This window comes from Streptomyces sp. BBFR102, from assembly GCF_051397025.1.
Classification (GTDB): Bacteria; Actinomycetota; Actinomycetes; order Streptomycetales; family Streptomycetaceae; genus Streptomyces.
Window position 1 is genome coordinate 4,009,432 of sequence record NZ_CP195757.1, and the last position, 18,305, is coordinate 4,027,736.

17 protein-coding genes and 1 tRNA gene are annotated in these 18,305 nt (G+C 73.7%); 6 read left to right on the plus strand and 12 right to left on the minus strand.

Annotation, left to right across the window (positions count from 1 at the left end):
- Positions 1 to 221 precede the first annotated feature (221 nt).
- Genes ehuA through ehuB form a run of 4 tightly spaced genes read right to left on the minus strand, consistent with a single transcriptional unit; the run spans position 222 to position 3,289 of the window.
- Positions 222 to 1,037: an ectoine/hydroxyectoine ABC transporter ATP-binding protein EhuA gene (gene ehuA, locus ACSLIC_RS17975; RefSeq protein ID WP_436738722.1), complete on the minus strand. Its 816-nt coding sequence runs from the start codon at positions 1,035 to 1,037 to the stop codon at positions 222 to 224.
- Entirely contained in the window at positions 1,027 to 1,677 is a 651-nt protein-coding gene (ehuD, locus tag ACSLIC_RS17980; protein ID WP_436738723.1) for an ectoine/hydroxyectoine ABC transporter permease subunit EhuD, read from the minus strand. Before ehuD ends, ehuA begins: the two co-directional genes overlap by 11 nt.
- Positions 1,674 to 2,411 (minus strand): ectoine/hydroxyectoine ABC transporter permease subunit EhuC, encoded by a 738-nt coding sequence (gene ehuC / locus ACSLIC_RS17985; protein WP_436738724.1) that lies wholly within the window; start codon positions 2,409 to 2,411, stop codon positions 1,674 to 1,676. The genes ehuD and ehuC overlap by 4 nt, the downstream gene beginning before the upstream one ends.
- On the minus strand, positions 2,408 to 3,289 hold the full coding sequence (ehuB, locus tag ACSLIC_RS17990) for an ectoine/hydroxyectoine ABC transporter substrate-binding protein EhuB (protein ID WP_436738725.1): 882 nt from the start codon (positions 3,287 to 3,289) through the stop codon (positions 2,408 to 2,410). The genes ehuC and ehuB overlap by 4 nt, the downstream gene beginning before the upstream one ends.
- A gap of 96 nt (positions 3,290 to 3,385) precedes the next feature.
- Here ehuB and ACSLIC_RS17995 point away from each other — a divergent pair, with 96 nt between their 5' ends.
- Complete coding sequence (locus ACSLIC_RS17995; protein ID WP_436738726.1) at positions 3,386 to 3,889, plus strand: DUF3830 family protein; 504 nt, start codon at positions 3,386 to 3,388, stop codon at positions 3,887 to 3,889.
- A gap of 109 nt (positions 3,890 to 3,998) precedes the next feature.
- Here the strand turns inward: ACSLIC_RS17995 and ACSLIC_RS18000 are convergent, their stop codons facing one another.
- Both ACSLIC_RS18000 and ACSLIC_RS18005 read right to left on the minus strand, forming a co-directional pair.
- Positions 3,999 to 5,492: an amidase gene (locus ACSLIC_RS18000; protein WP_436738727.1), complete on the minus strand. Its 1,494-nt coding sequence runs from the start codon at positions 5,490 to 5,492 to the stop codon at positions 3,999 to 4,001.
- A 124-nt stretch (positions 5,493 to 5,616) separates the two neighbouring features.
- A complete protein-coding gene (locus ACSLIC_RS18005) occupies positions 5,617 to 6,621 on the minus strand; it encodes a D-2-hydroxyacid dehydrogenase (protein ID WP_436738728.1) in 1,005 nt (334 codons plus the stop codon).
- A gap of 271 nt (positions 6,622 to 6,892) precedes the next feature.
- On the opposite strand from ACSLIC_RS18005, the gene ACSLIC_RS18010 reads away from it, so the two are divergent.
- The 3 genes from ACSLIC_RS18010 to ACSLIC_RS18020 all read left to right on the plus strand — a co-directional run bounded on the left by ACSLIC_RS18010 (position 6,893) and on the right by ACSLIC_RS18020 (position 9,809).
- Positions 6,893 to 7,732 carry a maleate cis-trans isomerase family protein gene (locus ACSLIC_RS18010; protein WP_436738729.1) on the plus strand — a complete coding sequence of 280 codons (840 nt, stop codon included), beginning with the start codon at positions 6,893 to 6,895 and terminating at the stop codon, positions 7,730 to 7,732.
- Between the two features lie 178 nt (positions 7,733 to 7,910).
- A complete protein-coding gene (locus ACSLIC_RS18015; RefSeq protein WP_436738730.1) occupies positions 7,911 to 8,642 on the plus strand; it encodes a maleate cis-trans isomerase family protein in 732 nt (243 codons plus the stop codon).
- An 81-nt stretch (positions 8,643 to 8,723) separates the two neighbouring features.
- Complete coding sequence (locus ACSLIC_RS18020) at positions 8,724 to 9,809, plus strand: LLM class flavin-dependent oxidoreductase (RefSeq protein ID WP_436738731.1); 1,086 nt, start codon at positions 8,724 to 8,726, stop codon at positions 9,807 to 9,809.
- Positions 9,810 to 9,827: 18 nt separating this feature from the next.
- Here ACSLIC_RS18020 and ACSLIC_RS18025 read toward each other — a convergent pair whose 3' ends face one another.
- A complete protein-coding gene (locus tag ACSLIC_RS18025; RefSeq protein ID WP_436738732.1) occupies positions 9,828 to 10,658 on the minus strand; it encodes an SDR family oxidoreductase in 831 nt (276 codons plus the stop codon).
- Between the two features lie 64 nt (positions 10,659 to 10,722).
- Here ACSLIC_RS18025 and ACSLIC_RS18030 point away from each other — a divergent pair, with 64 nt between their 5' ends.
- Positions 10,723 to 11,334: a TetR/AcrR family transcriptional regulator gene (locus ACSLIC_RS18030; RefSeq protein WP_436738733.1), complete on the plus strand. Its 612-nt coding sequence runs from the start codon at positions 10,723 to 10,725 to the stop codon at positions 11,332 to 11,334.
- Positions 11,335 to 11,343: 9 nt separating this feature from the next.
- Here ACSLIC_RS18030 and ACSLIC_RS18035 read toward each other — a convergent pair whose 3' ends face one another.
- The gene (locus ACSLIC_RS18035; RefSeq protein ID WP_436738734.1) at positions 11,344 to 13,284 is read right to left on the minus strand and encodes a putative bifunctional diguanylate cyclase/phosphodiesterase; all 1,941 of its coding nucleotides are present in this window, start codon (positions 13,282 to 13,284) and stop codon (positions 11,344 to 11,346) included.
- 393 nt (positions 13,285 to 13,677) lie between these two features.
- Here ACSLIC_RS18035 and ACSLIC_RS18040 point away from each other — a divergent pair, with 393 nt between their 5' ends.
- Entirely contained in the window at positions 13,678 to 14,958 is a 1,281-nt protein-coding gene (locus tag ACSLIC_RS18040) for a M6 family metalloprotease domain-containing protein (RefSeq protein WP_436738735.1), read from the plus strand.
- A gap of 70 nt (positions 14,959 to 15,028) precedes the next feature.
- Here the strand turns inward: ACSLIC_RS18040 and ACSLIC_RS18045 are convergent.
- From ACSLIC_RS18045 to ACSLIC_RS18060, 4 genes are all read right to left on the minus strand, one after another.
- Positions 15,029 to 15,102 (minus strand) — tRNA-Lys (locus ACSLIC_RS18045).
- Complete coding sequence (locus ACSLIC_RS18050) at positions 15,093 to 15,815, minus strand: hypothetical protein (RefSeq protein WP_436738736.1); 723 nt, start codon at positions 15,813 to 15,815, stop codon at positions 15,093 to 15,095. Before ACSLIC_RS18050 ends, ACSLIC_RS18045 begins: the two co-directional genes overlap by 10 nt.
- Positions 15,816 to 15,938: 123 nt before the next feature.
- Positions 15,939 to 16,283: a hypothetical protein gene (locus ACSLIC_RS18055; protein WP_436738737.1), complete on the minus strand. Its 345-nt coding sequence runs from the start codon at positions 16,281 to 16,283 to the stop codon at positions 15,939 to 15,941.
- A 543-nt stretch (positions 16,284 to 16,826) separates the two neighbouring features.
- The gene (locus ACSLIC_RS18060; RefSeq protein ID WP_436738738.1) at positions 16,827 to 18,203 is read right to left on the minus strand and encodes an AAA domain-containing protein; all 1,377 of its coding nucleotides are present in this window, start codon (positions 18,201 to 18,203) and stop codon (positions 16,827 to 16,829) included.
- Between the last annotated feature and the right edge of the window lie 102 nt (positions 18,204 to 18,305).

Genomic DNA, 18,305 nt, shown 5'->3' on the forward strand with positions numbered 1-18,305 from the left:
TTGCCTGGACCGGACGCGGATCGCTGGGCTCGTCGTCACGATAGCCGCCAAGCTCCCCCGTGCGCCGGGCTGTTGGGCGATTGGCCGCCCCGCTGGTCAGGAACGCGCCATCCTGGCACGTGCCCGTGGCATACCCGCGACGCCCGCCTGCGCGCACGGGGGCGCACGGCGCAGGGCCGGTGCGCCGTGGTGGCGTACCGGCCCTGCGGGGTGCCCGGGGGTCAGAGGACGGCGCTGAGGAACTCGCGGGTCCGGTCGTGGTCCGGGTCGCCGAAGATCTTCTCGGCGGTGCCTGTCTCGATGACGTGCCCCTGGTCGAACATCATCACCTGGTCCGAGATGTCCCGGGCGAAGTTCATCTCGTGGGTGACGCAGAGCATCGTGATGTCGGTGCTGCGCGCGATGTCCCGCAGCACGTCGAGGACGCCCGCGACCAGCTCGGGGTCGAGCGCCGAGGTGACCTCGTCCAGGAGCAGCACCTGCGGCCGCATCGCCAGCGCGCGGGCGATGGCGACGCGCTGCTGCTGGCCGCCGGAGAGCTGCGAGGGGTACTTGTCGAGGTGGTCGGTGAGCCCGACCAGTTCCAGCAGGTCGCGGGCGCGGGCCTCCGCCTCGTCCTTGGAGAGGCCGAGCACGGTGACGGGCGCCTCGGTGATGTTCCGCAGCACCTTCATGTTGGGGAAGAGGTTGAACTGCTGGAACACCATGCCGATGTTCTTGCGCACCTCGCGGATGTGCTTCTCCCCGGCCGGGACGAGCCTGCCGCCCCGCTCCTCGTGGGTGAGGTAGTCACCGTTGACCTTGATCGTGCCCTCGTCGGGCTTGAGCAGGGTCATCAGGAGTCTGAGGATCGTGGTCTTGCCCGAACCGGACGGCCCGATCAGGGTGACGTGCTTGCCGGAGTCGACGCCGAAGCTCAGGTCGTCGAGGACGGTGTTGGTGCCGAACCGCTTGGTGACCTTGTCGAAGCGGATCAGCTCCTTCCCGTCCACCGGCGGGTTGGCTTCCTGGTTGCTGGGGGTGGTGTCAGCGGACAAGACGACGCTCCAGGGCTCGCAGAAGAAGAGACGCCGGGTAGGCGATGAGGATGAAGGCGATGCCGACGACGGTCAGCGGTTCCGTGTACTGGAAGGTCGCGGCGCCCTCCAGGCGGGACTGCTGGAGCATCTCCAGCACGCCGATGCCGGCCAGCAGCGGCGTGTCCTTCAGCATCGACACGACGTAGTTGCCGAGGGCCGGGACCACACGGCGGATCGCCTGCGGCAGGATCACCGCGGTCCAGGTGCGGCGGGCGGGCAGGCTCAGCGCGGTCGCCGCCTCCCACTGGCCGACGGGGACGGCGTCGATGCCCGCGCGGTAGACCTGCGCGGTGTACGTCGAGTAGTGCAGCCCGATGGCGATGATGCCGGTGGTGAGGGCGGAGAACTGGACGCCCCACTCGGGCAGTACGAAGAAGAGGAAGAACAGCTGCACCAGCAGCGGCGTGTTCCGGATGAACTCGGTGACGACCGTGACGGGCCAGCGGACGAACCGCGTCGGCGCCCGGAAGGCGATGGCCCAGACGAGCCCGAGGCTGAAGGAGATGAGCGAGCCGATCACCGTGGCCTGGAGGGTGACGAGCACCCCGTCCCAGAAGCGCGGCATGAAGTCGGCGACGGCCGACCAGTCCCAGTTCATATGCCGGCACCTCCGGGCTTGTCGGACAGCTCGGTCCCCTGCCGCAGGCCCAGCTTGGCCATGAGGCCCGGCCCCTTCTCGGGCTTCTGCCCGATGCCGGCCTTGGCCTTGGTCTCCAGGGCGCGCATGCCCCGGGTCAGGACGAAGGCGATGACGAAGTAGATGAGCAGCGAGATCGTGTAGATCTGCGCGCTCTCCTGGGTGGCCAGCCGCACCAGGTAGGCGGCGAAGGAGACGTCACCCACGCCGAGCAGCGAGACGATCGCGGTGCCCTTGAGCAGCTCGATCAGCAGGTTGTTGAAGGGCGGGATCATCTCGGGCACGGCCTGCGGCAGCAGGATCAGGCGCATCCGCTGCCAGGGCGTGAAGCTGAGCGCGACCCCCGCCTCGCGCTGAGCCGGGGTGACCGAGTTGAGCGCGCCCCGCACCACCTCGGCGCCGTACGCGCCGTAGGACAGGCCGAGAGCGAGCACGGCGGCGTACATGGGCACGAACTGCCAGCCGAAGAGCGGCGGCACCACGAAGAACAGCCAGAACATCAGCACCAGTGCCGAGGTGCCCCGGAAGATCTCCGTGTAGAAGCCGGCGAGGAAGCGCACGAACTTCGAGCGGTGCGTCCGCGCCATGCCGATCCCGAAGGCCACCACGGTGGCGAGGACGGCGCTGTAGACCGTCAGCTGGACGGTGACCCAGATGCCGGGCAGGACCCAGTTTTCCCACAGACCGGTCGTCATACGGCGCAGAGCTCCTTCGCCGTCATCGTGGTCATCTCGTCCTTCGAGAACCCGAAGGGGCGCAGGATGCGGAAGAGCTCACCGCTCTTCTTCATCTTGTGCAGCTCGGTGTTGACCGCGTCCCGCAGCTCGGTGTCGTTGAGGCGGAAGGCGAAGCCGCCGCCGTCGACCTTCTCCTTGCCGCCGACCAGCGGGGCGAACGCCTCGGTGACCTCGGCCTTGCGGCTCTTGGCGACCACCGTGCGGGTGGTCAGCGCGGTCCCGGCGAAGACGTCGACGCGGCCGGACTCGACGGCGTTGAGGCCGGCGACCTGGTCCTGGAGGATCACGATGTCCTTCTCGGGAATCCCGGCTTCCACGGCGTAGCCGATCTCGGCGTACCCGGCGCCGGTGGCGAACCTGGCCTTGGCCTTGACCACGTCCTGGTAGTTCCGGAGGTTCTCGGGATTGCCCTTGCGGACGATGAAGGCGTCCAGCATCTGGTACTCCGGGTCGGCGAAGAGGACCTGGCCGCACCGTTCCTTGTTGATGTACATGCCTGCCGACACCACGTCGAACTGCTGGGAGCCAAGCCCCGGTATGAGCGAGCCGAACTCGGTCGCCACCGGCTGGACATTGGCTATTCCCAGCCGTTTGAAGATCACCTTGGCGAGTTCCGGGGCCTCTCCGGTGAACTCGCCGCTCTCGTCGATGTACCCGAAGGGCACCTCCCCCGCGATGCCCAGACGCACCGTGCCGGCGGAGCGCAGCCGCTCCAGCGTGCTGCCCTGGGGCACCCGTGAACAGCCCGTCGCACCCACCGCCCCGGCCGTGCCCAGCACGGCCGCACCGGCGAGGAGCGACCTTCGTCGTATGCCTCGTCGTCTACTCGGAACCATGGGCGCGCGGCTACCCGAACTCAACCAAGGTATGCGGATGAATTTGCGCCCATGTCGCGCGAGAGGGCGGCCGGGAGCAGTGGGCACCATGGGCGCATGACCGAACGCTTCCTCGACATCTCCCTGCCCGGGCGGGGCGTCCACTGCACCGCACGGCTCCTCGACGACAAGGCCCCGGTCACCTGCGCGGCGGTGTGGGAGGCACTGCCACTGAGCGGTGACGTCTACCACGCGAAGTACGCCCGCAACGAGGTCTACGCCCTCTTCGAACCCTTCGCCGCCCAGGAACCGCCCCTGGAGAACCCCACGGTCACCCCCATCCCCGGGGACCTCTGCTACTTCACCTTCAACGGCACCCAGCTCGGCAACCGCGCCTACGGCTACGACACCACCGGGGCGGACGTGCGGGCCGGGGCGACCCTCGTCGACCTCGCCCTCTTCTACGAGCGCAACAACCTGCTCATCAACGGCGACCTGGGCTGGATTCCCGGCATCGTCTGGGGCACGGTCGTCGAGGGCCTGGAGGAGATGGCCGCCGCCTGCAACGACCTCTGGCGCGCGGGGGCGCTCGGCGAGACCCTGAGCTTTCGCCGCGCCTGAGTGCGCCCCCGCACGCGCCCCCGGGAGCCGGACACCGGTCCGGACCCAGGGGCGTTACCGGGCGACTCCGCTCCGGGGCGTACGCCCACCGCGGCGGGCGTACGCCCGGTCAGAGCGCGGGGGGTGCGATGCCGGCCGCGCCCGCCGCGTACAGGGCGTGCGCCGCCCGCAGCACCAGGGCGTCGGCGTGGCGCGGCCCGACGATCTGGAGGCCGACGGGCAGGCCGTGCGCGTCGGTGCCGATCGGTACGGAGGCCGCGGGCTGCTGGGTGAGGTTGAACGGGTAGGTGAACGGCGTCCACCCCGTCCACCGGCGGTGACCCGACCCCCTCGGCGCCTCCAGGCCCGCCTCGAACGCCGTGAGGGGCAGCGTCGGCGTCACCAGCAGGTCGTACCGCTCGTGGAAGCGGCCCATCCGGCGGCCCAGCTCCATCCGGGTGTCGACCGCCGCCAGGTAGTCCAGCGCGCTGTACCGCTCGCCCCGCCCGCAGATCTCCCGCAGCCCCGGGTCGAGCAGGGCCCGCGCCTCGGGGCCCAGCGGCTGCACCACGCGGGCCGCCCCGCTGAACCACAGCGTGTGGAAGGCGTCGACCGGATCGGTGAAGTCCGGGTCGTCCTCGCTCACCCAGGCGCCCAGCGCCGCCAGCCGTTCCACCCCGGCCCGCACCGCCGCCGCCACCGCCGGGGCGACGGCGACCTGGCCGCCAAGGGTGGGGGAGTAGGCGACGCGCAGCCCGCGCACCCCCTCGTCCAGGCCGGTGCGGAAGCCCTCCGCGACCGGGCCCAGCTGCGACCAGTCGCGCGGGTCGGGCCCGCTGATCACGTCCATCATCAGCGCCGCGTCCCGTGCGTCCAGCGTCATCGGCCCGACGTGCGCCAGCGTCCCGAAGGCGCTCGCCGGGTAGAGCGGCACCCGCCCGTAGGTCGGCTTGAGCGCGAAGACCCCGCAGAACGCGGCCGGGATGCGCACCGACCCGCCGCCGTCCGTGCCGAGCGCGAGGGGGCCCGCGCCGACCGCCACCGCAGCGGCCCCGCCGCCGCTGGAGCCGCCGGAGGTGAGCGCCGGGTCGTACGGATTGCGGGTCGCGCCGCTCAGCGGGGAGTCGGTCACGCCCTTCCAGCCGAACTCCGGGGTCGTCGTCTTGCCGAGGAGGACCGCGCCGTGTTCACGCAGCCGCGCCACCGAGGGCGCGTCCTCCTCCCACGGCCCCTCGGCCCGGACCGTCCGCGACCCCTTGGACGTCGGCCCGCCGCGCTGGAGCAGGATGTCCTTCACCGTGACCGGCACCCCGTCCAGCAGCCCGGCCGGCTCCCCGCGCTCCCAGCGCCGCGCCGACTCCTCGGCCTGGGCGAGCGCCGCCTCGCCGTCCACCCGGACGAAGGCGTTGACCGACGGCTCGGTCGCCGCGATCCGGGCCAGCGCGTCCCGGGTGGCGTCGACCGGGCTGAGCGTGCCCGCCCGGTAGGCGGCCAGCAGGGCGGTCGCGGTGGGCGGGGCGGGGCGTGCCTTCGTCCCGGGGGCGGGGATCTGGGCCCCCGGGACGGCGGGCGGCGGGGCGGCGGTAGGGCCCTCGGTGTCGGTCGGTGCGATGCGGTCGGTCATCCGCCCCTCCTGGGGTTCGCCGGTCCGCGGGGGACCGGGTGCAGCCGATCAGTTCCGTACGGCGGTCTTCCGCGCGGCCGGTGGCGTACCCGCCGGGCGGGGGCCGTCGGGCAGGCCCTGGGCGTCAGTGGCCCGGGACGTACCCGCGTTCCTTGTCGACCACGTTCCGCAGCGGCCGGCCCGCCTCCCACAGGGCGTACAGCTCCAGGAACTGCTCGCCCAGCTCGTCGCGCCAGCCCACGGTGTCGCCGCTCATGTGCGGGGAGACCACCAGCCCGGGCGCCTGCCACAGCGGGCTGGCGGCGGGCAGCGGCTCCTCGGCGAAGACGTCGAGCGCCGCCCCCGCGATCCGCCCGGCCGCCAGGGCGGCGGCGAGGTCCGCCTCCACGACGTGGGCGCCGCGCCCGATGTTCACGAAGTACGCCGAGTCCCTCATCCGGGCGAACCGGCCGGTGTCGAAGAGGCCGCGCGTCTCGTCGGTGAGCGGTGCGGCGCAGACCACCCAGTCGGAGGCGGCGAGCAGCTCGTCCAGGTCCTCCTGCCCGTGGATTCCGCTACGGGCCGTGCGGCCGACCACCGAGACGTGCACCCCGAGTGCGGTGAGCACCCGGGAGATCGCCCGGCCGATGGGACCCGAGCCGACGACGCAGGCGCGCGTTCCGGCCACCCGCCGGGTCTCCCGGTGACGCCACTCGCGGGCCGCCCCCAGCTCCAGCGTGCGCGGCAGGTCCTTGGCGAAGGCCAGCACCAGCGCGGCCACGTACTCGGCGATGGGCTGGTCGAAGACGCCCCGCGCGTTGGTCACCACGGTGTCCGAGGCGACCAGCTCCGGGCAGATCAGACGGTCCGCACCGGCACTCGCGGTGTGCACCCAGCCGGGCCGCGCGCCCGGTCCGGGCCAGGCGCCGCGGACCGCGTCGGAGAGGAAGTCCCACACCAGCAGGACGTCCGCCTCGGGCAGCAGCGAGGCCAGCGAGGCGGCGTCCGCGTGGAGGACCCGCGCCCGTCCGGCGAGTGATTCCAGCCGAGGCGGCGGGTCCGCGTCGAGTACCAGGAGAGTCGGCTCCGCGGGGCGGCCCCGCGTCGGGTGAGGCGAGGGCGCCTCGTCGGATACGTGCGGGAAACCCATGGGCAACGTGCTTCCGCTTCCGTGGTGGGTACCGGCCGCGAAGGCCGGTCCGAAGCTGTCCGAGACGTGCGGATTGACCACGCTGGCACCCGAAACTACCGTCGTCAACAGAAGCCCTTCGCCACGGGGAGCCGCCGGAGTCACGGAGAGTCCCCGGCCGATCACACGCTTCAGGCTCTGTCCCGACGTCCCGGTGAACGCGCCGGCATCCCGCACCCCTCCCGGCCACGGCCGGTTCCGCGAGCGTCATATCGAAAATTGGGGCCTGCTCATGGACGTCTCCTTTCTGGGCGGACCGCACCCTCAGCACGGTGTCGGTGTGGTCGCACCCTTCGATTTCGCACTCGACCGGGAACTCTGGCGATGGGTACCCGACGAGGTCTCGCTCCATCTCACCCGGACGCCGTACGTCCCCGTCGAGGTCAGCCTCGACCTCGCCCGGCTGGTCAGCGAACACGCCACGCTCCACGAGGCGGTCCGCGCTCTCAGAGCCGCCGAGCCCCAGGTCCTCGCCTACGCCTGCACCTCGGGCAGTTTCGTCGGCGGCCACGCCGGCGAGCGCGCCATGTGCGCGGCGATGACCGAGGCCGGCGGCGTCCCCTCCGTCACCACCTCCGGCGCCCTGCTCGAAGCCCTCGCGGAACTCGGCGCCGGACGGATAGCCCTGGTCACGCCCTACACAAGGTCGGTCACCCGCTCGCTGGAGCGGTACCTGGCCCGGGGCGCCATCGAGGTCACCGCCCGCGCCAACCTCGGCCTGACCCACCACATCTGGCAGGTCCCCTACCGGGACGTCTCCGCCATGGCCCACCGCGCCGTCCGCCGCAAGCCGGTCGACGCCCTCTTCATCAGCTGCACCAACCTGCCCACCTACGACGTCATCCCCCAGCTGGAGGCGGAGCTGCGCATCCCGGTGCTCTCCGCCAACCAGGTCACCGTCTGGTCCGCCCTGCGCCGACTGGGGATCGGTGCCGTCGGCCCGTACCAGGCGCTGCTCAACCCGTCCGCCCGCCCCGGCGCGGGCGAATTCGGCTCGACGGCGTCCGGCCCGGCCGCGCCCCGCAAGGGCGGCAGCGACCACCCGGCCCTGCCGGAGGGCCCGCTCCTGTAGGGCGCGGGCCCTGCGGCAGGGGTCCGCCCGGGTACGCCGCGAAAATCCCGGCGCGCCCGGGCGGGCCTCGCGTGACATGGCGGCCGGATGTGCGGGAATCGGAGCCGGTAGGCCCGTGAGGGAGACCAGAGGTCCCACCAGAGGCCCCAGAGGCCACGTCGAAAGGGAAAGGGCATCCATGACAGCGCTCGGCCTTCTCTACCCGGGGCACTCCGCCGAGGACGACTACCCGCGCATCGAGGTGCTGATGGGCGGCAGCGTCCGGCTGCACGTCATCCACACCGACATCGGCGAGGACGCCCACCGCGTCGATGCCCTGCTGGAGATGGGCTCACCCGCCCGGCTCGGCGCGGGCGTCGAGGAGTTGCGCCGCTCCGGCGCCGAGGCGGTCGTGTGGGCGTGCACCAGCGGCAGCTTCGTCTACGGCTGGGACGGCGCCCACGACCAGGTCCGCACGCTCGCCCAGGCCGCCGGGCTGCCCGCCTCCAGCACCTCCTTCGCCTTCGCGCACGCCGTCAAGGAGATCGGTGCGAGCAGGGTGGCGGTCGCCGCGACCTACCCGGACGACATCGCGGGCCGCTTCTCCGACTTCCTCGAAGCGTCCGGAGCCGAGGTCGTCCAGGAGAAGGCGAGCGGCATCGTCACCGCGGCCGAGGTCGGCACCTGGGGCTGGGACGAGGTCCGCGAACTGGCCCGCTCGGGCGACCACCCCGACGCCGAGGCCGTCCTGCTGCCCGACACCGCCCTGCACACCGCCGCGTACCTCACGGAGCTGGAGAGGGAACTGCGCAAGCCCGTCCTCACCGCCAACCAGGTCACCGTCTGGGAGGGGCTGCGGCTGGCCGGACGCAAGGTCCGCGAGCCCGCCCTCGGCACCCTCTTCCTCCAGAAGCCCCAGGTCGTCTCCTGAGCGGACGGGGACCGGGAATAAAACGGAGCCACCCTCCCGTTGAGTGGGGGGTTCGCACCCCCGTCAACAGGAGGCACCCCGGTGGACGACATCCGAGGAAAGGCCCAGGGCACCGCCCCGGCCCCCCTCTCCGTACTGGACCTGGCCACCGTCGGCGCCGGCCAGACGTCCACGGACGCGCTGCACGCGGCGGTCCGGATCGCCCGGACCGCCGACCGCCGCGGCTTCACCCGCCACTGGGTGGCGGAGCACCACTCCATGCCCGGCGTCGCCTCGTCCTCCCCGGCGGTGATCCTCGCCCACCTCGCCGCCCACACGGAGCGGGTCCGCCTCGGCTCCGGCGGCGTCATGCTGCCCAACCACGCGCCCCTCGTGATCGCCGAGCAGTTCGGCACCCTGGAGGCGCTGGCGCCGGGCCGCGTCGACCTCGGCCTCGGGCGCGCCCCGGGCACCGACGGCGCCACCGCCGCCGCCCTGCGCCGCACCGACCGGCTCCACGAGGGCGCCGACGACTTCCCCGAGCAGCTCGCCGAGCTGATCCGCTTCCTGGACGACGACTTCCCCGACGGCCACCCGTACCGGCGCATCCACGCGGTACCCGGCCCGGTGCAGTCCACCACCGCGGGCGGCGTCCAGTCCCCGCACCGGCCGCAGATCTGGCTGCTCGGCTCCTCCGGCTTCAGCGCCCGCCTGGCCGGGATGATGGGGCTGCCGTTCTCCTTCGCCCACCACTTCTCGGCGCGCAACACCATCCCGGCGCTCGACCTCTACCGCGAGTCGTTCCGCCCGTCGGCCGTGCTGGACGCCCCGTACGCCATGATCGGCGTCTCCGCGTTCGCCGCCGACGAGGCCGCGGAGGCACGGCGCCAGGTGCTCACCGGCGCCCTCAACATGGTCCGCCTGCGCCGGGGCGCCCCGGGGCTCGTGCCGACGCCCGAGGAGGCCGAGGCGCACTCCTTCTCCCCGGTCGAGCGGGACTTCGTCGACGACTGGCTCTCCAACGTCGTCCACGGCACCCCGGACGAGGTGCGCGCCGGCCTCGACGACCTCCACAAGCGCACCGGCGCCGACGAACTCATGCTCACCGCCAACGCCCACTCCCAGGACGCCCGGGTCCGCTCCTACGAGCTGATCGCCGACGCCTACGGCATGCCCGCCCTGGGGTGAGCCGGGGCCGGGGCGGGGTCAGCCGGCCGGGGTGAGGCGCCCGGCGCGAAGGGCCGCCACGACACCGCCGTCGACCAGCAGGTCGTTCCCGGTGATGAAGGACGCGCCGGGGCCGAGCAGGAAGGCGGCGGCCTCGGCGATGTCCTCGGGTGTGCCCAGCCGGCCCGTGCCCGACGCGGTGATCATGGCGCGCATGGCCCGGCCGCTGGCCCCGTCCAGCTCCTGCTGTCCCATGGGGGTGGCGATCACCCCCGGGCTGATGGAGTTGATGCGCGCTCCCCGCGCTCCCCAGGTGGCGCTCGCCGCCTGGACGCGCAGCCGGTTCCCGTACTTCGCCAGCCCGTAGGCGCTCTGCCCGAGGGCGTCGGGGTCGGTGAAGGGGAGGCTCAGCAGGTCCTCCGCCGGGGCGTGGGCGAGCGCGCTCTCCTGTTCGGCGCTGAGCGGGGCCGGCAGCATGTGGCCGGCCATGCTGGAGATCATCACACCGGCGCCGCCGGGAGCGATCACGCGCCCGAACTCCTCGATGACCAGCGCGGTGCCGAGCAGGTCCACCCTCAGGACGTCGGCGGCGGGCGCCTGGACGGGCGAGAGGCCGGCCGTGTGCACGACCTGGGTGACGGGCCCCAGCGAGGTGGCGGCCTCCGCGAGAGCGGCGACCGAGGGCGACGAGGAGACGTCGACGGCCCGGGTGGTGACCTTGTGCCCCTGGCCGCGCAGCCGGTCCGCCACGGTGGCGAGCGCCGCCTCGTCGAAGTCGGCGAGCAGCACCGTGTGGCCCGGTCCCTGGCGCCGGGCTATGGCCTCGCCCATCCCTCCCGCGCCGATGACGACGACCACGTTCGCGAGCATGGAGACTCCTCAATATCGTTACGATACGTTTCGTAATGGAAGTCTACTCGTAGGAAGGTGCGCCATGGACGAGGTACGACGGCCCGGACGGCCCAGGGACGCGGCGCGGGACGACGCCATGCTGGACGCGGCCCGGCAGGTCCTGCTGCGCGACGGCTACGCCGGTCTGTCGATGGAGAAGGTGGCCACCCTCGCCGGAGTCGGCAAGCCGACGCTCTACCGCCGCTGGACCTCCAAGGCCACCCTGGTCGCCGACACGGTGCTGCACAGCTTCCTCGCCTCGGCGCCGGCTCCCGCTGCGCCCGGCGCCCGCGGCACCGGCTCCCAGCGGCTGGCCGACTGGTTCCGGGCGTACGCGGCCTCGGTCGGCGACCCGCACCACGCCGCGATGATCCGCGCCCTGACCGCAGCCGCCGCGGAGAGCCCGCACGACGCCGAGAGCCTCTACCGCGAGCACACCCGGGGGCAGTACGAGAGCGTCGTCGGCCACCTCCGGGCCGGGGTGGCGAGCGGCGAGTTCCGTGCCGACGCCGACCTGGAGGCCGTCGCGGACGCCCTGATCGGCTCCCTCCTCTACCAGTTGCTCACCCGTACGGAGCAGGCCGCGTCCGCCCGGGCCGAGCACCTGCTCCAGATCCTCCTGGCCGGGCTGCGCGACACCGGCCGCCCGGCCTGACCACGCCGGTCAGCGCTGCTGCCGCAACAACCCGGCGATCCGCTCCGGGCCGACCGGCCGCGACCACAGCCACCCCTGCCCGGTGTCACACCCGATCCCCAGCAGCCGGCGGGCCTGCTGCGCCGTCTCGACGCACTCCGCGGTCACGGTCAGCCCCAGCCGGTGGGCCAGCGACACCATCGCCTCGACCACCACCTCGTCCGCCGCGCCGGGCGGCACGTCGTCCCGGAAGCTGCGGACGAACGACCCGTCGAGCTTCAGCACGGAGACCGGCAGCCTGCTGAGGTACGAGAGGTTCGAGTACCCCGTACCGAAGTCGTCGATGGCGATCCGCACCCCCATGGCGCTCAGCGCCTGGAGAACACGGAGCGGCCGCCCCGCCGACCCCATCAGCGCCGACTCGGTCAGCTCCAGCTGCAACAGCTCGGGCGGCAGCCCGGTCGCCTCCAGCGCCGCCGCCACGTCCGCCACCAGGTCGGAGTCCCACACCTGGCGCACGGCCACGTTGACGCTGACGAAGATCGCCCGGCGCCCGGGCCGCGCCACCTGCCAGGCCCGCGCCTGCGCGCACGCCGTCCGCAGCACCCACCGGCCCAGCTGGACGACGGAGCCGTCCTCCTCCGCCTGCCCGATGAAGCGGCTCGGCGGCAGCGTCCCGAAGTGGGGGTGCCGCCAGCGCACCAGCGCCTCCACCCCGCTGGTCGTCCCGTCGGCCAGATCGACCAGCGGCTGGTAGTCGAGGACGAACTCGCCGCGCCCGATGGCGGGCCGCAGCTCGGCCGCGAGGACCTGGCGCGTCATCCGGTGGGCGTTGCGCTCGGGGTCGAAGAGGGTCCACCGCCCGCCCCCGTCGGCCTTCGCCCAGTACAGCGTGGTGTCGGCGTCCTGCATCAGCTCGGTCGCGGTGGTGGCGGAGGCGGGCCGCTCCACCACGCCCACCGAGGCCGACACGGAGAGCCGCTCCCCGTCCGCGTCGAACGGCTCCTCCAGCGCCACCAGCGCCGCCGCCGCCAGCGAGGTGAGCTGCTCGGTGCCCGAGGAGTCCGGCACCAGCAGGGCGAACTCGTCGCCGCCGAGCCGCGCCACCAGCGGCGTACGCCCGCCCCGCGCCCCCGCGGTCGCGACCCGGCGCAGCCGCTCGGCGACCGCGGTCAGCAGCAGGTCGCCGGTGCGGTGGCCGAAGGTGTCGTTGACCGCCTTGAAGCCGTCCAGGTCCAGGTAGCACACGCCGATCCGGCCGGTCCTGGCCTGCCCGGCCTCCGGCGGCCAGCGGTCCTCGGGGTGTTCCCCGTGCTCGGCCGCGCCCTCCGGAGCGGCGGGTCCGGCCACCGAGGCGAGCCGTTCGAAGAAGAGCGCCCGGTTGGGCAGCCGGGTCACCGGATCGTGCATCCGCAGATCGCGGACGCGCGCCTCCAGCTCCCGCCGCGCGCTGATGTCGGTCACCGACAGCAGCGCGCCCCCCGGCCCGTCGGCCCGGGGCGGCTCCACGGCCACCAGTAACCACCGGGCGCGCCCCTCGGCGTCCCGCACCCGCCGGGTCCGTCTGAGCCCGGCCCGCCGCCCCTCCAGTACCGCGCGTACGGTCTCGTCCCCCTGGCGCCCGAGCAACTCGGCCGCCACCCGGCTCAGCGCGCCGGGGCCGGGGCCGGTGCCCAGCAGCCCCGCGAACGCGTCGTTGGCCTCCACCACGCGCCCCGCACGGTCCAACACCGCCAGCGCCAGTGGGGCGCGCCGGAAGGCGTCCGCGCGGACGTCGGCGGGGGAGTGGGCGCGGGCGCCCGGCACCGGCGGTCGCGCCTCGCACCCGGCGGGCGCCGGGCCCGGTGGGTCGAACGGCGGACTGTCGTGCGGCGGCCGCTCCTTGGGCCTGGTCTCGTGGAGCCGGTGTTCCTGGGGCGCAGCCGGTGCCTGCCCGGTCGCGGCCGACGGGCCTTCGGTCGTTCCGCTCACCACTCGCTCCCGTTCCGTGAGGGGGACGCGTCCGGCCGGGCGCGCGGCCCATGAGCCCGGCCGCGCTGGCGTCGGCGTTCCGGCGTCCTCGTAGGGGAAGTGTGCCGATCATAGAGGCCGCGTGGAGAGGGCATCCAGCACGGCGCGTGGGGGCGCGCGCCCGGCGCTCAGGCGCATCACGCCTGCGCCGGGGGGTACAGAACGGCCGCCGTGCGGGCATCTGCCGCCCGGTTGCCGCACCCACCGGACACCGCCTCCACCCGAACGAGTCCGGCGAGGGGTTGCCCAGTTCGAGCGGAGATCACTCCTCCGGGCGAGACAAACGAGGCGTCACGGCAGAAAAGCGACCAGGCTGGCCGGGATGTGCCGTCCCCGACCGACCCGGAGGCCGCCTTGCCGCGTCAGGAGGACCCGCGGGAGCACGCGCCGACCGGCCCGGCCGGGGGCGCGGAACGCGTCACACCGCGTGCGCTGGGCGCGGGCACCGTCGCCCTGCTCGCCCTCGTCGCGACCTCCCTGGTGGCGGGCCCCGCCTCGGCCGCGCCCCCGGGCGGCCCGTGCGCCCTGCCCCGCACGCCGGCCCACCACTCCGAGGGCCTGGACACCTGGAACGGCGCCTACCCGCGCCCGCTCGGCGGCCTCGATGCCGTCCTCGTCTTCCTCTCGTTCCCCGACGCCACCCCGCGCACCACCCCCGCCGAACTCACCGCCGACTACTTCCCCGACGCCACCAACTTCTTCGACCGCTCCTCCTACGGCCGCTTCACCCTGCGCCCGCACCCCCAGAAGGAGTGGCTGACCATGCCGCAGCCCTCCACGGCCTACGAGATAAGGCGCGACTGGAACGCGGCGAGCCGTTCCGCCTACCTCCGCGACGCCCTGGAGGCCGCCGACCCGGTCGTCGACTTCTCGCGCTACGACATCGTGTACTTCGTCGCCGACCCGGACGCCCCCGGCGTGGACTCCGACGCCACCAAGGTGGTCAACTTCAGCCGCCCTCTGGAGGCCGACGGCACCCCGATCCACCGCGTCGTCACCCTCTTCGAACGCCACCCGCCCGACCGCAACGTCCTGGCCCACGAGACCGGACACGTCTTCGACCTGCCCGACCTCTACCGCCGGCCCACCGACAACAAGGGCGACTGGGACACCCACGTCGGCGACTGGGACCTCATGGGCAGCCAGTTCGGACTGGGCCCGGACCTCTTCGCCTGGCACAAGTGGAAGCTCGGCTGGCTCGGCCACCAGCAGGTCACCTGTGTGCAGGGCGTGGGCCCCCACCGCCTCTCCCTGGAGCCCGTGGCCGCCGACGCCCCCCTCCCGGGCTCCGGCACCCGCCTCGCGGTCGTTCCCGAGGGGCCGGGCACCGTCGTCGCCGTGGAGGCGCGGACCGCCGAGGGCAACGACGTGGACGTCTGCCGCGAAGGCGTCCTCGTCTACCGGGTCCGCACCGACCTGCCCTCCGGCGCCGGCCCCGTCGAGGTCCTCGACGCCCACCCGGACACCGCCGCGTGCTGGGGCCGCTCGGTCTATCCCGACCTCGCCGACGCCCCTGTCCAGGAGGGTGAGACCTTCACTGTCCCCGGCACCGCCCCCGGCGAGGGCGTACGCGTGGAGGTGGAGGACCGCACCCCCTCGGGCAGCTGGACCGTCAACCTCACCACACGGCTCTGACCGGCACGCCGGAAGGCCCTCGGAACATGAGAAGGCCCCCCGCTTGCGCGAGGGGCCTTCTCATCGTCTGTGCGCCGCCAGGGACTCGAACCCCGGACCCGCTGATTAAGAGTCAGCTGCTCTAACCAACTGAGCTAGCGGCGCCTGCTGACGTCGTAGACCTTAGCACCAGGACCGACCGGAGGAAAAATCGATACCGGGCGCGCGCTCCGTGCCGCCCGCACACAGGCCCAGCGCAGGACGTCCGCCCCCGGCAGCCACGGGTACCGCGCTCCCGGCGCCACCAGCCACCGGTCCTGGGCGCCGGCTCCCCGCAGCTCAGGCCCCTGGTGACCGCCACCCCGCCGGACCGGGTGCTCTCGCTCCCGCTCACCGTCCCTCGGGTGCCCCGTCGCCGCCCGCAGCGTCGGTACGGGGGCCCCGGCGGCCTCCGCCGGGTCCGGGCCGGGCACCGTCACCGCGTCCCCGACGCCGTGGCAGAGCAGCGGCGGGATGGCGCTCCCGCACTCCTCCCAGCGCAGCAGGGCGGGTAGCCGCTGGGCCGTCCCCGGCGCGGTGAACAGGAGTAGCCGGCCCCGCTGCACCGCGGCCGGCCCCGAACCGGGACCCTCCTCCCAGAGGCGGTCCAGTATCCGGTGGCCGAAGACGGGCGGGACGTTCACCACGTCGAAGGCGATCCCGCACCGCAGCACCGCCGGCCCGGCCGTCCCCGGGTACGTCCCGGCCGAGGCGAGCCACGCGGCCCCCTCCGCCGTCACGCGGGCCGCCTGGTCCTGGCCGTCACGCGGACCGGACACCCGGGCCGTGGACGTGGAGGGGCGATGGCGGGCGGTGGCGGTGACGTGTGGGCTGCTCATGCGGACAGATCTACCGGTGGTGAGCAGGCGGTATCGCAGAGTTGCCGAAAGGCGGGACACCGGCGACAGCGATGAGGTACCTTGCCCCCTCACATACGCCGATGGCATATGTCACTGTCTCCCTCAGCCTCCCGCAGGGCGCGCCCGCAGCAGGTCACGCCCGAACTCGATCATCTTCTTCGCGTACGCCTCGGTCCACTGCGCCCGCTCCCCGACCGCCTCCGCGCTCAGCCGGTCGAACCGCCGCGGGTCCGCGAGCTGCGCGGCGGCCATCGCCTGAAACTCCACCGACCGGTCGGCGGCGGCCCGGAACGCCACCGCCAGTTCGGTCGCCCGGTCCAGCAGGGCCCCCGGGTCCTCCATCGACTCCAGATCGAAGAAGTGCTCCGGGTCCTCCACGGCCTCCGTCGGTTCGAACAGCAGCGGCGCAGGCCGCAACCTCGGCGTGTCCCGCTCGGACTCCGCCATCACATTCCTCCAAACCCAGGACCCACGCCCCAGAACCACCTTCCATTGTCCCCACCCACTCCACCGTCCATCCCCACCCCCGACCCGCCACCGCTCCCCGCCCCGACCGCCCACAACCCTCCGGCCACCCCTCCCCCTGACCACCCCGACCGTCCGCCACCCACCCCGGTCGCCCGGCCACCCGCGCGCCCGTTCGGCCGCTTGCCCGCGCGCCCACTTGCCCGTCCGGCCGACGCCCGCCTGTCCGGCCGCTTGCCCGCCTGCCTGTCTGGCCGCCTGTGCGCCCGCCCGCCCAGTCGACCGCCCGCCTGGGCGCCGCCCGGTCGCCCGCCTGACGGTCCTGGCAGCCCATCTGGCCACTTCCCGGCCGTCCGCCCCAACAGCCCGGCCGGCGTTCGAGGCCATCTCCGACCGTCAGGTCAGGGCCCACCGAAGCCGCATACCAGCCCGGCCGGCGCTTGAGGCAAACGGTGACCGACACCGGGTACGGCGGACCCGAGAACACCACCCCAGCCCCACCGCACCCCGGAAGCCGACCGCAGGTCACCCCGCGGACGGCAGCCGAACCCGATGCCCACCCAGCACTCCGAGCACGGAGTGATGGGCCTCCCACCCGTCAGGGAACCGCACCCCCACCCCCAGCATCACCGGCTCGGTGGACGGATGCGCGTCCAACACCTCCTGCACCCCCTCCCGGCACACCACCACGCACGCGTGCCGGTGCCGCGAGGCCAGCACGCACAACCGCCCGGTCTCCAGATGGAAGGCGGTGGCGTCCGGCCGCCCCGACAGCGGATGCAGCACCACGGTCACATCGAACTCCCGCCCCTGGAGCCGATTGGCGGTGTCCACCGCCACCCCCTCGACGCCGAGCGCCGCCAGCTCGGCCCGCACCGCCGCGGCCTGGTCGCGGTGGGCGGTCCCCACGGCGATCCGCCGCGCCCCGAGCGGCACCGGCTCGGGCGAGGTCTCCGAGACCGCCGCCCCCTCCCGGTCGAGGAGCCGCCGCACCACCATGGCCACCGCCCGTACCGCCTCCGGGTCGGTTCTCGGCGTGTGCCGCGCGGGCAGCTCCAGCAACCCCCAGCCGCTGCGCGCCGCCTCGTCGATCACCTCGTCGTACGGCGTCCCGGCCGAGGGGACCCCGAAGCCGAGGCTGCGGTCCCCGGGCCCGGTGCCGCTGCGGAACGGCGTGAACGGGTAGAAGGCGTCGGAGACCAGCGGCGCCGCCGAGGCGGGCAGCCGCCAGGAGACGGGCAGCCGCAGCTGGGGCAGCTCCGGATTGTGGGCCAGCAGCGTCGCCACCGCGCTCGCCGAGGGATCGTAGGAGAGCCCGGCCCACTGCTCGGCGCCGACCAGGGCGAACGGGTCGAGTTGCCCCGGGTCGCCCACGAACAGCGCCCGCTCGAAGAGGCCGGCGACGGCCAGCAGCGCGTCCGACCGCATCTGGTACGCCTCGTCCACGATGGCGTGCCCCCACGGCTCGACGTCCTTGACGTGCGCCCACTTCGCCGCCGTGGAGACCACCACGTCGAGCCCGGCGAGATCCTTCACCTTGGTGGAGGTCCGCACCGAGGGCAGCGGGTCGAGGGCCTTGTCGTAGGCGTCCCGGTCGCTGCTGTGCAGCCGCCCCACCGGCAGTTCAGGGTCCTTCTCCGCCAGGCGCAGCACGAGGTCGTCCACCTGCGCGTTGGTCTGCGCGATGATCATCAGCGGTCGGCCCGCAGCGGCCAGCTCCCGGGCGGCCCGCACCACCAGCGTCGACTTCCCGGCCCCCGGCGGCGAGTCGACCACGACCCCGCGAGCCGTGCCGTGCAGGGTCTTCGCCAGGATCGCCTCGGTGGCCCGGGTCGCCTGCTCGCCCGGGGAGAGCTCCCGGCCGTTCGCCTCCGCGCCCGCCGCCTGGTCCACCGCCGTCATCCGGTGCTCTTCCTCGTCGTGCTCGTGCGGCGCGTCGTACGCGTCGTGCGCGCTGGGCTTGTCGTGCTCGTGATGCTCGTGGTGTCCTGGCCGCCGCCCCGC

Bases quoted from the DNA above. Each gene is read 5' to 3' on its own strand.
- ACSLIC_RS18060 (WP_436738738.1), bottom strand. From the start codon at position 18,203: ATGACGGCGGTGGACCAGGCGGCGGGCGCGGAGGCGAACGGCCGGGAG.
- ACSLIC_RS18005 (WP_436738728.1), bottom strand. From the start codon at position 6,621: ATGGGTTTCCCGCACGTATCCGACGAGGCGCCCTCGCCTCACCCGACG.
- ACSLIC_RS18030 (WP_436738733.1), top strand. From the start codon at position 10,723: ATGGACGAGGTACGACGGCCCGGACGGCCCAGGGACGCGGCGCGGGAC.
- ACSLIC_RS18015 (WP_436738730.1), top strand. From the start codon at position 7,911: ATGACAGCGCTCGGCCTTCTCTACCCGGGGCACTCCGCCGAGGACGAC.
- ACSLIC_RS18010 (WP_436738729.1), top strand. From the start codon at position 6,893: ATGGACGTCTCCTTTCTGGGCGGACCGCACCCTCAGCACGGTGTCGGT.
- ehuB (WP_436738725.1), bottom strand. From the start codon at position 3,289: ATGGTTCCGAGTAGACGACGAGGCATACGACGAAGGTCGCTCCTCGCC.
- ACSLIC_RS18000 (WP_436738727.1), bottom strand. From the start codon at position 5,492: ATGACCGACCGCATCGCACCGACCGACACCGAGGGCCCTACCGCCGCC.
- ACSLIC_RS17995 (WP_436738726.1), top strand. From the start codon at position 3,386: ATGACCGAACGCTTCCTCGACATCTCCCTGCCCGGGCGGGGCGTCCAC.
- ehuD (WP_436738723.1), bottom strand. From the start codon at position 1,677: ATGAACTGGGACTGGTCGGCCGTCGCCGACTTCATGCCGCGCTTCTGG.
- ehuC (WP_436738724.1), bottom strand. From the start codon at position 2,411: ATGACGACCGGTCTGTGGGAAAACTGGGTCCTGCCCGGCATCTGGGTC.
- ACSLIC_RS18025 (WP_436738732.1), bottom strand. From the start codon at position 10,658: ATGCTCGCGAACGTGGTCGTCGTCATCGGCGCGGGAGGGATGGGCGAG.
- ACSLIC_RS18050 (WP_436738736.1), bottom strand. From the start codon at position 15,815: ATGAGCAGCCCACACGTCACCGCCACCGCCCGCCATCGCCCCTCCACG.
- ACSLIC_RS18055 (WP_436738737.1), bottom strand. From the start codon at position 16,283: ATGGCGGAGTCCGAGCGGGACACGCCGAGGTTGCGGCCTGCGCCGCTG.